Raw genomic sequence first — 12,993 nt, forward strand, 5'->3', positions numbered from 1 at the left:
ATCTCCTTCCTGCGTTTGAGCGCTAATACTCGAACGCAGGGATGGAGGCCAGCAGCTTGCGCGTGTACTCGTGCTGCGGGTTCGCCCACACGTCTTCGGTCGGGCCGGTCTCCACGATGCGGCCCTTGTGCAGCACCGCGATCGTGGGGCACACCTGCCGTACGACGGACAGGTCGTGGGAAACGAAGATGAGGGTGAGTTTGTCGTGGACCACAAGGTCGTCGAGAAGCTCGAGCACCTGAGCCCGCACTGACACGTCGAGCGCCGAAACTGGCTCGTCGGCAATGAGGATTTCCGGGCGCGGGGCAGCGGCGCGCGCAATGGAGATGCGTTGGCGCTGCCCGCCGGAGAACTCGTTGGGAAGACGATCGCCCGTGCCCTCCAGGCCGACTTGGGCCAGCACCTCATCCGCGCGTTGCTTATCGGTGCCGGATTCGCGGATCGAATCGCGCACTTTCCGGCGCGGATTCAGCGAGGAGTAGGGGTCTTGGAAGACCATCTGCAAGCCGCCGTCGACACGCACGGTGCCACTATCTGGCTCACCTAGACCTGCGATGAGTCGCAGCAACGAAGTCTTGCCCGAGCCCGATCCACCGACGATGCCGAGGCGCTCGCCTTTGCGGACGGTCAAAGAGACGTCATCAAGCGCGAGCGTGTCACCGCGGCGCCAGGTGACGTGGTCAAGTTCAACGATCGGCTTATCCGCGTCGCGCACCAGCGCCGGTTCCCCCGGCCGCGACGCCGCGACCAACTGTGCTGTGTAGTCCACCTGCGGATTCTTCAGGTCCGCGTCGGGGTCAACGATGCGTCCGTCCTTGAGCACGATGATCCGGTCCGTCATCCGGGAGATGACGCCAAGGTCGTGGGTGATGAACAGCAGCGCCATGTTGCGCTCCCGGACCAGGCGGTCGAGCAGATCGAGGATCTGCGCCTGAACGGTCACGTCGAGGGCTGTGGTTGGCTCGTCGCAAATGAGCAGGTCCGGGTCGCCGGCAATAGCTAGGGCGATGAGCACGCGCTGGCGCTGGCCGCCGGAGAGCTCGTGCGGATAGGCGGCGGTGCGCTCAATGCCGACCTCGCGCAGGAGTTCGCGCGCGCGATCTAGCGAGCTGGCCTCAGCGACTTGGCGCTCGACCGTCATGAGCGGGTCAAGTGCGGTCATCGGTTCCTGGAAGACCATGGCCACGGTGGTGCCGCGCATGCTGCGGGTCACTTCTTGGCCATGCACGGTGATCGAACCGGAGACCTTCAGCCGCGGGTCGACCAAGCCCATGATGGACATGGCGGTCATGGATTTGCCGGAGCCGGACTCACCGATCAGGCCCACGCGCTCACCGGGGGAGATGTCGAAGGAAATGTCCTCCAGGATCCGGGGGATCGAGAGGCTTTCTACATGCACCAAGGGAGTTGTCATCGTTTCACCTTCCAGGCGGTCTGGAGGCCGTCGCTCAGCAGATTGAGCCCAAGGACTGTCGCCGCGATAGCCAGCCCAGGCCATAGCGCAAGGTGGGGTGCGGTGGCCAGATAGGCCTGGGAAGCCTGCAGCATCCTGCCCCAGGAAGCGTACGGGGCGGGCGTGCCCAATCCGAGGAAGGACAAACCGGCCTCAGCGAGGATGGCCAGCGCGAGCGCGACGGAGACCTGAACAATGAGGATCGCAGCGATATTGGGCAGCACGTGCCGCCACGCGATGACCGGGCCGGGCACGCGAGAGACCCGGGCGGAGAGAATGTAGTCCTGCGCCATGACCTGCAGTGTGCCTACCCGCGCCACGCGTGCGAAGCCGGGGATGCCCGCGATGCCGATCGCCAGCACCACGGTCCACATTGACGCGCCGAACACCGCGGTGAACACGATGGCCAACAGCAAAGCGGGGAAGGCCAACAGCAGGTCGTTGGAGCGCATGATGAGTGTCTCAATCCAGCCGCGGGACATGCCCGCCCACATGCCCAGCGGCACTCCGATCAGTGCTGACAACGCGACCGAGCCGAACGCGACCAGCAGCGAGATGCGGGCACCGTCCATGATGCGGCTGAGCATGTCGCGGCCGTACTGGTCCGTGCCCATCCAATGGGTGGCGGAAAACGCCTCCAGTCGCTGTTCGGGGTTCGCTTGGACAGGGTTGTACGGCGTCCACACCAGCGCGATGAGCCCCAGCGTGACGACGATACCGACCAGCACCGCGCCCACCCAGAAGGTCGCAGGGAACCGTCTCATGCTTGCCTCCTCAAACGCGGGTCGACCAGCCGGTAGAGCAGGTCCACCAAGAGAGTCACGGCCAGGGTGAACACGACCAGCAGCATCATGATGGTTTGAACGGTAGTCAGGTCGCGGGTGGCTACAGCGTCGAGAAGCATCGAGCCGACACCCGGAATGACGAAGACTCTTTCAATGACGACAGCGCCCACAATGAGCGTGCTCATCTGGAGACCAGCAACGGTGAGTACCGGCAAGAGCGCGTTTTTCAGTGCGTGCCGGTAAAGCGCTTCGCGCGTGGACAGCCCGATGGAACGTGCTGTGCGCACGTAGTCTTTATCCATTTCTTCTGCGACGGCGGAGCGGACGTATCGGGTGAGGATGGCCGCTTGCACGAGCGTCAAAGACACCACTGGCAGTACGAGGTGGGAGAGGAATTTCCCGAATCCCGCATTCGGCGGCGACCAGCCGTTCGCCGGGAGCCAACCGAGCCACACGGAAAACACCGCGATCGCGAGGATGCCGGCAAGGAAGCTGGGCACAGCAATGCCAATCTGCGTCAGAGCCCCGAGCATCGCTGAGTTCCGCCGCGCCAACAATGTGCCCAGCGGGATGGCGATGAGCAAAGAGAGCACCATGGCGGATACCGTCAGGATCAGCGAGACCTGCACCCGGTCCCACACCAGGGGAGTGATCTCCTGCTGGCTGGACAGTGAGACACCGAAGTCGCCGGTGAGCAGGCTGCCGATCCAGTCGAAGTACTGCACCACAAGCGGCCGGTCGGTGCCGAGCTGCGCCGCCAACGCCGCGACATCCTCGTCCGTTGCGGTCACGCCGAGCGCGATGCGCGCCGGGTCGCCCGGAACTGCGCGCAGCAGCACGAAGATGATCACGCTGGCGGCGAACAGCATGAGCACGAACCGCAACAGAGCGAGTCCGATCTGCTTCATTTCTTCTTCACCCCCGCTAGGCCGAGACCGTCAGTGACCACGTTCGGGTCCACACCGGTCACTCCGGGTGCAGTGACCACGATGTTCGGGGCATTGGCCAACGTCAGGGCGCCCACGTCCGCCATGATGGTGTTCACCGCTGCTTGCATCCCTGCGACCTGCTCTTGCTGGTCACCGGCGTCGGCGAGGGCGAAATCCTCGCGTACTTTTTCAGAGTCGTAGCCGAGGTAATACTCCGGATTGCCGAACAAGTTCTGCATGTCCCGCGGCTCCACGTGCGCGATGAGCGAGGCCTGGTAATCCGCCTGCTTGAGCACTTGACCCAACCACACGGCTGGGAACTCGACGGTCTCCAGCTTCACTTGGAAACCGACATCGGATAGCTGCGAGAAAATCAGCTCCGCCGCGTGCTGGGCGTAGGGCAGCGAGGGGATGGTCAGTGTGATCTCGGGTTCGCGGCCGGCAAGAAGCTCGCGGGCTTTGTCCGGATCAAAGGGATAGTAATCCTGCCCCGTGAACCACGGGTCTGTCGGCGGTACGGGTGCGCCACCGGTGTCGGTGGCCATCCCAGACCAGACGACGTCATTGAGCGCGCGTCGATCGATCGCGTAGGCTACCGCGCGGCGCACAGCCGGGTCGTCGAAGGGGGCGCGCCGGTTGTTGAGGCTCAGTACTACTTCGCCGTTGGTGGTGCCCACCTGAACATCGAAATCGTCGGGAAGCGTCTGCAGCAGCTCAGGGGCCTGCAGCGACCACACCACATCCACATCGCCGACGCGCAGTGCGTTGACCGAGGAGACCGCGTCGGAGAAGTACCTGATCGCAGCGTCCTGCTGTGCGCCTTCACCCCAGTAGTCTTCGCGCGCGTCGAAGGAGATCGACTCGCCCACCGCGAAGTGCTTCACGGTGTACGGGCCCGTGCCTACAGGTGTCGTGGCCAGCGCGTCAACACCGCTCGGCGTCATCATGGCGCCCGTGAGCGTGCCCATGGACCACAGCCAGCTATTCGACGGCGCGTCGAGTGTCACCTTCAGCGTGTGCTTATCCGCAGCCTCTGCCCCCACCACCGGGTCCATCTGCGCCTTCAAACCGTTGGTCCAGGAGTCCTTGACGTAGTTGATGGAGAACGCGGCCGTTTCAGCAGTGAACTCGTCCCCGTTGGAAAAGGTCACGCCCTCTTTGAGGTGGAAGGTGTACTCGGTTCGGTCATCGCTGATGTCCCAGCTCTCGGCGAGGAACGGGGCGGGGTTGCCGGATTCGTCGATACGCACGAGCGTTTCGTAGACATTGTTCATGAGCGCCTGCGGAATCGCCGCGCCTGATGTAGTGGTGAAATCGAGCGACTCGGGCGCGGACGTGGTGCCCACGACGACGCTGCCGGGCTCGATCCGCCCCACGTTTGTGGCTGTGCTGCCTGCGGAACACCCTGCTAGTGCCCCTGCTAGGGCAAGAGCAGCAGCGCACATGACTGGTTTCATAGGCGCTGAGGTTACCAAAAAGTTAACAGGGGGTCTTGTTCGGCTAATTGTTATATTCACCGTAGTCACCAGGCTGCGTGCCCGGATCGATGATGCTGAACTTCACCGGCACCGGCCCGCCGCGGACATTCGACATGACCAAGCGCATCATGTCGCCGCGGAAGTCATACTCCGCATACTCGATGTGCTCGCCCTGAAACGTCGACGCGCGCAGTTCCACGTGCCACAGCGGAGCGCCTTCTTCGATTTCCAGCAACGTTGCCTGCTCCGCAGTCGCTGTGGTGATCTGGCCGATGCGCACAGCGTTGTCGGCGTTGATCCCGTGCTGCGCCAAGATCTCGTGCACAGACTCGTTGTCTTCCGACATCGCGAGCAGTCGCTCACCGATCTTGAACGGAAACACCAGACGCTCGATCACGGCGGGCACACCGTCTGCGGAACGCACCCGTTCGACCTCGACAACCGGGTCGCCCTGCTCAAGCTGGAGGGCCCGAGCTGTACGGTCATCAGCCGGTTCGCGAGCTATCCGCAGGATTTTCCCGCCGGATGTGCGGCCTTGCTCCTTCATCAGGGCAGAGGCGGATAGGAGAGCGTCGAAGCTGCTTGTCGACGGCGCGAGCAGAACAATGGAGCGGCGTCCGCGGCCGGAGGAGATCAGGCCGTCGGCACGCAACGTGGCCACCGCTTGGCGCACCGGGCCGCGGGAAGAATCGAACTTCTCGCACAGCTCAGCTTCGGAGGGAAGCGGATCGCCGGGGGCAAGTTCGCCGCTTTGGATCAAATCTTGGAGGTACTCGGCGATTTCCTCGTGCTGCTGCCGGCGTGAAATGATCCCCACTCCTCTTGATATGCGTTCATCCGAATGTGTTCAGCGGCCTTTACTTTAATGAACTGCCCATGAGCGTTGTCGACAGGGTCAGTGCCCGCTAAGCCCACGCATCCGAGAGGATCTCCATCGAGCGCAGCGACTCTTCGTGGGTGGGGGACTGCAGGGAAATCATCAGCTCATCGGCTCCAGAAAGCTCCTGGAACTGCTCCAGATAATCGGTGATCTGCTCGCTTGTGCCCTGGGCCGTGTAGCGCAGCATGCCCACGATCTGCTGGCCCTGCGGCGCGTTCATCACAGCGTCAAGCTGTTCCTCGCTCAGCACGCGCCCCTGGCGACCCAGCAGCGCGCGGACACGAGCACGATGCACTAACTCCGTTTGCCGCGCAGCGTCCTCTTCGCTGTCCGACGCCGTCACGTTCACCGCCGCAATCACATACGGCTCCTCGCAGTACTCGGAGGGTTGGAAGTTCTCGCGGTAGTACTTCGTCGCCTCCACCAGGTGGGTCGGCGCAAAGTGCGAAGCGAACGAGTAGGGCAGACCGATCTTCGCCGCCAACGAGGCACCGAACATCGATGAGCCGAGAATGTACAGCGGCACGTTCGTCCCGGCGCCCGGAACTGCTGTCACCCCCGGGATGACGGGTTTGCCGGCCAAGTAACCCTGCAGCTCCAAGACGTCGTTGGGGAAGTTGTCGGCGGCGCGAGGGTCACGCCGCAAAGCAGCGCCCAGCGTCTGCTGATCCGTGCCGGGCGCGCGGCCCAGGCCAAGGTCAATGCGGTCCGGGTAGAGCTCGGCGAGGGTGCCGAACTGTTCTGCAATGACGTACGGCGAGTGATTCGGCAGCATGACACCGCCAGCGCCGAGCCGGATCTTCTCCGTCTTAGCAGCGATGTGGGAGATCAGCACTGCCGGAGAGGACGAGGCGATCGACGGCATGTTGTGGTGCTCGGAGTACCAGACACGATCATAGCCCAACCGTTCACCCGTCTGGGCCAATTCGACCGACCGCTGCATGGATTCACCTGCGGTCTCGTTGTCGCGCACGGTGCAAAAGTCGAGGAGGGACAGGGTTGCTCGCGTGGAAGAAGAAGTTGACTGATCCATGCTTGGTACAACGCCATGCATCGCCGATCATTCCCAACCTTGCGGACGGTTGTGAGGTCAGTTTTGCGGAGGGCCCGGGTGACCGATCAGGGGAATTCTGTGCTGAGCATGGACAGTGGAACTGGGTTGCTGCGCGAAGTGGTGACCGCGAAACGGGCTTTGTCGAAGAGGTAGCGGTCATCGGAAGATTCAATCGGTCGCCCCGTGGACGTGAAAGCTTTGCGTCGGACGCGAAGCAAAGGAGTGCCTTCGGGAACTTCCAACAGTTCAGCATCTTCCTTCGGAGCCCCCATGGCATCGATGGTGCGCAGGGCGGTGTCGATATCAACTCCGCTCTCGATCAAGTGGTCATAGATGGAGCCCGAGTCGGGGTCGAACTGGAGAACAAGACGACCGATCTCGAAGGGGTACGTCAGGCGTTCCACCATCGCTGGAACACCATCCATCAAACGCAAGCGAAAGACCTGAACGACAGGATCCATCGGATCGATTCCAAAATCTTCCGCAAAGGCCTCACCAGCAAAGGTTCTGGTCACCGATTGAGTCCGTTGTCCTGGAGTAATACCGCTCGCACGGCACCACTGCGAATAGGACACCACACCGTCGAAGGATTGGGAAGGAAACTCGGCTAGGACTCGGGAGCGCCGCCCCTGACCGGATGAAACCAGTCCTTCCGTGCGCAGAAGCGAGACGGCTTGTCGCACAGTGCCGCGTGCTGAATTGAACTTGGCGCACAGCTCAGATTCTGAGGGAATCGCGTCGCCCGCCTTGTACGTGCCATTACGGATGGATTCACGTAGCCACGCAGCAATATCTTGGTGCGTTGCCTGCTTAGGGGCAGCCACAACAATCCCTCCTCATGACTGTGTTCATGATCTTGTCCCGTCAAGATGCGATTCAATCACGCTCGGAACGACTTATGTTAAACGGCTGTTCTTTCGGCTCCGTCTCCTCGAGGGGTTGATTCAGTGAACATTCGGTTAACTTGCCTATCCAAGTATGGTGAGTTCTTTCTAACTTGGCGAGAATCTAGGTCATGGCATATCAAACGATTGTTGTAGGTTCAGGCATTCTCGGGTTGGCGGCTGCGTACTTGGCTGCTAAAAGCGGGGATCGAGTGCTGGTCGTTGAGGCTGAAGATCGGCCAGTGCATTCGTCGATCATGAACTTCGGCCATGCCTGCTTCACAGGCCAAGCTGATGTCGTTCAGTCGGTGGCGGAAGAGTCGAGGAATGGATGGTTGTCTGCTGCTCGGGACGCGAATTTCTGGGTAGCGGAGTCGGGTACGTGGGTCCCGGCGGCCACGGAACTCGAGATGGCCGTGCTGGAGGAGTTTGCAGCTCACCGCGGGGATCAGCAGGTGAAACTCGTGACTGGGGCAGCCGTTGCAGAGTCGATTGGCAACCCTGGACTGGAGGCTGTCGGAGGTGCGCATCTCCCTTGGGATATGCGAGTAAACCCACGCGAAGCGGCTCCCAGGATCGCTCAAGCCTTAGAAGGGATGGGTGTGGACTTCCGGTGGAACACGAGAGTGACAGGTGCGCGCGACGGGGTCGTGGCGACCACGCGAGGTGACTTCGAGGGCGAACGGGTCATCGTCTGTCCCGGAGATCAGCTCATGGATCTCTTTCCTGAGGTGGCGCAACGTCATGCAGTTCGGATCTGCACTCTAGCTATGGCACTTGTCGCGAAGCCTGATGCAATTCCGGCAGATCTGGCCATGCTCACTGGGACATCTTTGTGCCGGTACGACGGGTTTGCTGCGATGCCCAGTGTGCCTGCGTTGCGGGAAGAACTGGCTGCCCGCGAGCCAGAGCTAGTTGGTTCCATTGCGAATCTCATGGCCACGTCGATCCCGGAAGGGCTGCTTGTGGGCGATTCCCATGACTACGCTCTGAGTCCTGTGCCGTTCATCGAGGAAAACGTCGCGGACCTGCTCCTTTCCAAGTCGGCCGAGTATCTCGGCATCGATCGGCCGAACGTGTTGCAAAGGTGGATGGGGCACTACGCGGACTCGGCCGACACGAATCTCATTGTTGAACAAGTGGATGCCAAAACTACGGTGCTCGTGGTCACGTCGGGAATCGGAATGACATTGTCTTTCGGGGTAGCTGCGGTGGCGCTTCGGGGTGAGACGGTGGATAACTTCTAGCCCGCAATTTCCTGGACGGGTTGACGCGCGGTTACATGTACATGAATAGGCGGTACTGATCTAGACAAGTGTTGTAGCCTCATGCAGAATTTCCAACAGCACCCCAGGTTTTGAGGGATGCACACCGTATGGATTTTTGAAAGGTTGAATCATGTCCCGCATTTCACGTACCGCCGCTATCGCCAGCATTGCTATCCTTCCCGCACTTGCGCTTCAGGCGTGCAGCTCGTCCGATGACGATTCCAATGGTTCGGCTGGCTCTGGCGATCCCATCAAGTTCGCTGCCGTTCCGGCAGAGTCTTCTGATTCGCTGGTCTCAGACTTTGAAAACATCACCAAGCTCATCGAGAAGGAGACAGGACGAACAGTCGAATTCCAGAACGCTTCTGACTATGCAGCAGTCGTTGAGGGCATGCGCGCTGGACAGATCGACGTGGCCTCCTTCGGACCTTTCTCCTACGTGATTGCAAAGGACTCCGGTGTGAACCTCAAACCTGCCGCAGCCGGCACGGATGAGGAAGGCGAGCCGCCTGCGTACAGCTCTCTGGCGTATGTGAAATCCGACAACGACGACATCGAGACCCTGGCGGACCTGAAAGGTAAAAACGTTTGCTTCGTCGATCAGGCATCGACCTCGGGCTACCTCGTTCCCATGAAGGGCCTCATGGACGACGGGATTGACATGGAGGCCGACATCGAGCAGGTGATGGCGGGCGGCCACGACGCCTCCATTCTCTCGCTCGTATCCGGCGAATGCGACGCAGCCTTCGCTCACAACTCCATGGTGAGCACCCTCAGTGAATCTGGTCAGATCAACGAGGGTGACGTGAAGTCTATTTGGGAGTCTGACCCGATCACGGAGGATCCGATCGCCATCAACCAAGACACGATCGACGAGGAAACCGCCAACAAGATCATCGAAGCAATTCGGACGAAGGCCAACAAGCCAGCACTCGTTGAGGAAGGCATCTGCGACTCTGAAGAAGATTGTGTCCTTCCGGAAGAGCTTGGTTGGGGTTACGTCGAAGTTGAGGACTCGGACTTCGATTCGATCCGCGACATTTGTGAAACGACCGACGCTCCCGCGTGCCGGAACGTCGGTTAGCTTTCACCTTCTTGAGGGGGTTTCACCATGGAAAACTCGGTAATCAGTCTAGGCAACGTGACCAAGGATTTCGGTGGAGGCGTTCTGGGTCTCGACGATGTCACCTTGGATGTGCCGGAGGGAGAGATCACTGTTCTGCTCGGTCTGTCCGGATCGGGCAAATCCACTCTCCTTCGCCACCTCAACGGTTTGCACAAACCGACCACCGGCGAAGTGAATGTGCTCGGAAAAGACCTGAGCACGCTGAAATCGAAAGAAATGCGCGCCCTGAGGAAAGACATCGGTGTCATCTTTCAACACTTCAACCTCATCGGCCCGATGTCGGTTCTTGAGAACGTGTGCACAGGCAGACTCGGGTCACTCAACGGCCCTCGGTTGTCGTTGATGACGTACCCGAAGGATGTTCGATCCGAAGCGATCGAGCAGTTGGAGCGCGTCGGTCTCGGGGACCGTGCCTTCCAACGTGCGGACACATTGTCTGGCGGGCAGCAACAGCGTGTGGCTATCGCGCGCGCATTGATGCAGCACCCGAAGGTCCTTCTGGCGGATGAACCAGTTGCTTCTCTTGACCCGGTTTCGTCCAAAGGCGTCATGGAACTTTTGACCGAAATCTCGCAGGAAGAAAAGTTGACAGTCGTTTGCTCCCTGCACCAGGTCCAGCTTGCCGTAGATTTCGGGGACCGGATCATCGGCCTTCGATCCGGCCAAGTGGTGCTCGACCAAGACACATCCTCAATGACGGTCGAGGACGCGAATGCCATTTACTCCGCGGTTGCAGGTGCAGAGGAAGAAACGGCAACGGAGATGTCCGCATGACCACGACGATAGAGCGTACTTCTCCTCCGCCTACGCGCGGATTGCCGAAACGGCCAGCTCCGTCCGCAAACACAATCGCCGCCATCGTTGTCGCGTTGGTGTTTGTGGTCTGCGGAATATGGTCGATCATTTCGATCGGTATCAACCCCGGGGTGATTGCATCTTCCGTCGACAATGCAACAGCCTTTTTGAAGAGGATCTTTCCGCTCGACTTTCCACCACTGCATGAAACGCTCTCCCTGATCGGGGAGACACTCGCCATCGTCACGTTGTCCACACTCCTTGCAGTCGTGCTGTCAATCCCGGTCGCCCTGATGTCAGCTCGACCGACATCATCGGGACGCGGGGCTCAGATGGCGGGTCGAACCCTCACAGTGCTTGCACGTGCCATCCCAGATCTCGTGCTCGCGATTCTCTTCCTCAGAGTGTTTGGTCTCGGTGCTGCCGCTGGCATTCTTGCGATGGGTATTCACTCCGTGGGCATGATTGCCAAGTTGTACGCGGATGCCATCGAAGAGCTGGATGATGGACCTCGAGAATCGCTTGAAGCATCGGGGTGCGACCGCAGGCAGCAAATCTGGGCGGCCATTCCGCAGCCGCTGCTACCGCAAGCCATCGCGACAGCGCTGCACCGTTTCGACATTAACCTTCGTACCTCTGTCCTCCTCGGGTATGTCGGAGTGGGCGGCATCGGTCTCGCCATTTCGGACGCGCTGCGAGTTCTTGATTACCAGCGAGGAATGGCCTTGGCGTTGCTCGTGCTGGGCCTGTGCATCGTCATCGAGATGATTTCTGGAGCTCTCCGCAAGGCTCTCCTGGGCGGTGGAGGATCCAGAACTAACGCGACATGGGCAGACCGCTTGTTTGCACGCGGCACGGGTAGGTCAGAGAAAACGCAGCTTGCGCCACCGTGGAATGGCGATCGAGTGGGTCGATTCGCCAGCTTCGTGACTCTTATCGTCATCACGGCGTGGGCGTTCATCACGGTCGACCTGAATTGGAAGCAGATCTGGGGAGGTTTGCTGGAACTGCCTACGACTCTGGGTTTGTTCTTTCCGCCTTCTACAAATGGCACTTTGGGAACAATGCTGGAAGAACTCCTTGTGACGCTGCAGATCGCTTTCGCAGCGACGTTCATTGGAGCGGTTCTCGCTATCCCCATCGGCTGCCTAGCCGCGCGCAACGTAGTCAAGATTCCGGCGGTGCATGGATTCTTCCGCGTATTCATCGTCGTGGTTCGCGGAATTCCGGAGCTCATCCTGGCCATTATTTTCGTGGTGATCTCGGGCCTGGGAGCAGTCGCCGGAACTCTTGCTCTCGCAGTGGGTGCAGTGGGGCTTCTTTCCAAACTGATTGCGGATTCGCTCGAAGAAACTGACGTCAAGGTGCAAGAAGCAGTTCGCACTTCTGGAGCAAGCGAGGCACAAGTCTTCTTTTCGGCGACCATCAGGCAGGCTGCTCCGGCGTTCCTCGCTCACACGCTGTACCTGCTGGACACAAATATCCGCTCAGCGACGCTCCTTGGTGTGGTGGGTGCAGGGGGCGTTGGCTTCCTGCTGCTCAACGCGGCCCGGATCAACGAGTTCCAAGTCGTCACCATGATCCTCATCCTCATGGTCGTCGTGGTGCTCATCGTCGAAGCCATCTCCGTATGGCTGCGGAAGACAATCAGATAGAAGAAAGGAAGCTCATGAAAGAGCTCATTATTTTCGATATGGCAGGCACGACGATCAACGATCGCGACGAGGTCTACCGGGTGCTTCGAGAAGCAACCGAACGCACAGGAGCCCGCTACTCAGACGCGGAGTTCCAACAGCTCATGGGCACCGAGAAGAAGTACGCAATTGAAAAACTCATGAGCATTGGCGGGGTTGAGACCAGCGACGAGGCTGTGAACGAGGCCTGGGAATGGTTCCGAAACGAGCTGCGGCAGACATACGAGCTCAACCCGCCAACGGTTCTTCCCGGGGTTGAAGGAGCTCTGCATACCCTCCGAGAATCAGGCATCAAGATCGGCTTGACGACGGGCTTCTCCCGCGAAATCACCGATGTCATTCTCCACGCTCTGGGCTGGGCAGGCACTGGGATCATTGATTCGACAGCAGCCGGCGACGAAGTTCCCGCTGGGCGGCCGGAGCCTTACCTCATCCAGAAAGTTATGGAGGACGTGGGAGTAACAGACCCAGCCAAGGTCCTCAGCGTAGGAGACACCGAGGCTGACATTCGGTCCGCCCAAAAAGCGGGAGTGATGTCGGCCGGAGTTCTCACAGGGCACCTTTCACAGCAGGATTTTGAAGAACTCGGAGCTGATGCGGTGCTCGAAACCGTCGCTGAGTTCACGAACCTGGAACTACTCAAGTAG

General features: G+C 60.2%; 12 protein-coding genes. 5 read left to right on the plus strand and 7 right to left on the minus strand.

Translation table 11 applies throughout. The annotated features are described in order from the left end of the window. Window positions 1-22 precede the first annotated feature (22 nt). The 7 genes from KBX19_RS07705 to KBX19_RS07735 all read right to left on the minus strand — a co-directional run bounded on the left by KBX19_RS07705 (window position 23) and on the right by KBX19_RS07735 (window position 7,403). Window positions 23-1,414, minus strand: a complete 1,392-nt coding sequence (locus tag KBX19_RS07705) for an ABC transporter ATP-binding protein (RefSeq protein ID WP_255998208.1) — start codon at window positions 1,412-1,414, stop codon at window positions 23-25. After that, window positions 1,411-2,217 carry an ABC transporter permease gene (locus KBX19_RS07710; protein ID WP_255998210.1) on the minus strand — a complete coding sequence of 269 codons (807 nt, stop codon included), beginning with the start codon at window positions 2,215-2,217 and terminating at the stop codon, window positions 1,411-1,413. Before KBX19_RS07710 ends, KBX19_RS07705 begins: the two co-directional genes overlap by 4 nt. Next, window positions 2,214-3,146: an ABC transporter permease gene (locus KBX19_RS07715; RefSeq protein ID WP_255995545.1), complete on the minus strand. Its 933-nt coding sequence runs from the start codon at window positions 3,144-3,146 to the stop codon at window positions 2,214-2,216. Before KBX19_RS07715 ends, KBX19_RS07710 begins: the two co-directional genes overlap by 4 nt. Further along, entirely contained in the window at window positions 3,143-4,624 is a 1,482-nt protein-coding gene (locus KBX19_RS07720; RefSeq protein ID WP_305083780.1) for an ABC transporter substrate-binding protein, read from the minus strand. Before KBX19_RS07720 ends, KBX19_RS07715 begins: the two co-directional genes overlap by 4 nt. 43 nt (window positions 4,625-4,667) lie before the next feature. Next, on the minus strand, window positions 4,668-5,462 hold the full coding sequence (locus KBX19_RS07725; RefSeq protein WP_005289273.1) for a GntR family transcriptional regulator: 795 nt from the start codon (window positions 5,460-5,462) through the stop codon (window positions 4,668-4,670). Between the two features lie 88 nt (window positions 5,463-5,550). After that, window positions 5,551-6,558, minus strand: coding sequence for an LLM class flavin-dependent oxidoreductase (locus KBX19_RS07730; RefSeq protein ID WP_255998213.1), 1,008 nt, complete (start codon window positions 6,556-6,558; stop codon window positions 5,551-5,553). Window positions 6,559-6,644: 86 nt separating this feature from the next. Beyond that, the gene (locus tag KBX19_RS07735) at window positions 6,645-7,403 is read right to left on the minus strand and encodes a GntR family transcriptional regulator (RefSeq protein WP_255998215.1); all 759 of its coding nucleotides are present in this window, start codon (window positions 7,401-7,403) and stop codon (window positions 6,645-6,647) included. A 191-nt stretch (window positions 7,404-7,594) separates the two neighbouring features. On the opposite strand from KBX19_RS07735, the gene KBX19_RS07740 reads away from it, so the two are divergent. From KBX19_RS07740 to KBX19_RS07760, 5 genes are all read left to right on the plus strand, one after another. Beyond that, window positions 7,595-8,710: a TIGR03364 family FAD-dependent oxidoreductase gene (locus tag KBX19_RS07740; protein WP_255998217.1), complete on the plus strand. Its 1,116-nt coding sequence runs from the start codon at window positions 7,595-7,597 to the stop codon at window positions 8,708-8,710. A 151-nt stretch (window positions 8,711-8,861) separates the two neighbouring features. Then, on the plus strand, window positions 8,862-9,815 hold the full coding sequence (locus KBX19_RS07745; RefSeq protein ID WP_255998218.1) for a phosphate/phosphite/phosphonate ABC transporter substrate-binding protein: 954 nt from the start codon (window positions 8,862-8,864) through the stop codon (window positions 9,813-9,815). A 27-nt stretch (window positions 9,816-9,842) separates the two neighbouring features. Then, on the plus strand, window positions 9,843-10,631 hold the full coding sequence (gene phnC / locus KBX19_RS07750) for a phosphonate ABC transporter ATP-binding protein (protein WP_255998220.1): 789 nt from the start codon (window positions 9,843-9,845) through the stop codon (window positions 10,629-10,631). After that, window positions 10,628-12,307 (plus strand): phosphonate ABC transporter, permease protein PhnE, encoded by a 1,680-nt coding sequence (gene phnE / locus KBX19_RS07755; RefSeq protein ID WP_255998221.1) that lies wholly within the window; start codon window positions 10,628-10,630, stop codon window positions 12,305-12,307. Before phnC ends, phnE begins: the two co-directional genes overlap by 4 nt. Further along, a complete protein-coding gene (locus KBX19_RS07760) occupies window positions 12,283-12,993 on the plus strand; it encodes an HAD-IA family hydrolase (protein WP_255998223.1) in 711 nt (236 codons plus the stop codon). Before phnE ends, KBX19_RS07760 begins: the two co-directional genes overlap by 25 nt.

Source organism: Corynebacterium sp. CCUG 71335 (genome assembly GCF_024454075.1).
In the GTDB taxonomy this organism is placed as follows: Bacteria; Actinomycetota; Actinomycetes; order Mycobacteriales; family Mycobacteriaceae; genus Corynebacterium; species Corynebacterium genitalium.

Excerpts from the sequence above, each read along its gene's own strand:
- KBX19_RS07705 (WP_255998208.1), bottom strand. The coding sequence starts at position 1,414 with ATGACAACTCCCTTGGTGCATGTAGAAAGCCTCTCGATCCCCCGGATC.
- KBX19_RS07710 (WP_255998210.1), bottom strand. The coding sequence starts at position 2,217 with ATGAGACGGTTCCCTGCGACCTTCTGGGTGGGCGCGGTGCTGGTCGGT.
- KBX19_RS07715 (WP_255995545.1), bottom strand. The coding sequence starts at position 3,146 with ATGAAGCAGATCGGACTCGCTCTGTTGCGGTTCGTGCTCATGCTGTTC.
- KBX19_RS07720 (WP_305083780.1), bottom strand. The coding sequence starts at position 4,624 with ATGAAACCAGTCATGTGCGCTGCTGCTCTTGCCCTAGCAGGGGCACTA.
- KBX19_RS07730 (WP_255998213.1), bottom strand. The coding sequence starts at position 6,558 with ATGGATCAGTCAACTTCTTCTTCCACGCGAGCAACCCTGTCCCTCCTC.
- KBX19_RS07740 (WP_255998217.1), top strand. The coding sequence starts at position 7,595 with ATGGCATATCAAACGATTGTTGTAGGTTCAGGCATTCTCGGGTTGGCG.
- KBX19_RS07745 (WP_255998218.1), top strand. The coding sequence starts at position 8,862 with ATGTCCCGCATTTCACGTACCGCCGCTATCGCCAGCATTGCTATCCTT.
- phnC (WP_255998220.1), top strand. The coding sequence starts at position 9,843 with ATGGAAAACTCGGTAATCAGTCTAGGCAACGTGACCAAGGATTTCGGT.
- phnE (WP_255998221.1), top strand. The coding sequence starts at position 10,628 with ATGACCACGACGATAGAGCGTACTTCTCCTCCGCCTACGCGCGGATTG.
- KBX19_RS07760 (WP_255998223.1), top strand. The coding sequence starts at position 12,283 with ATGGCTGCGGAAGACAATCAGATAGAAGAAAGGAAGCTCATGAAAGAG.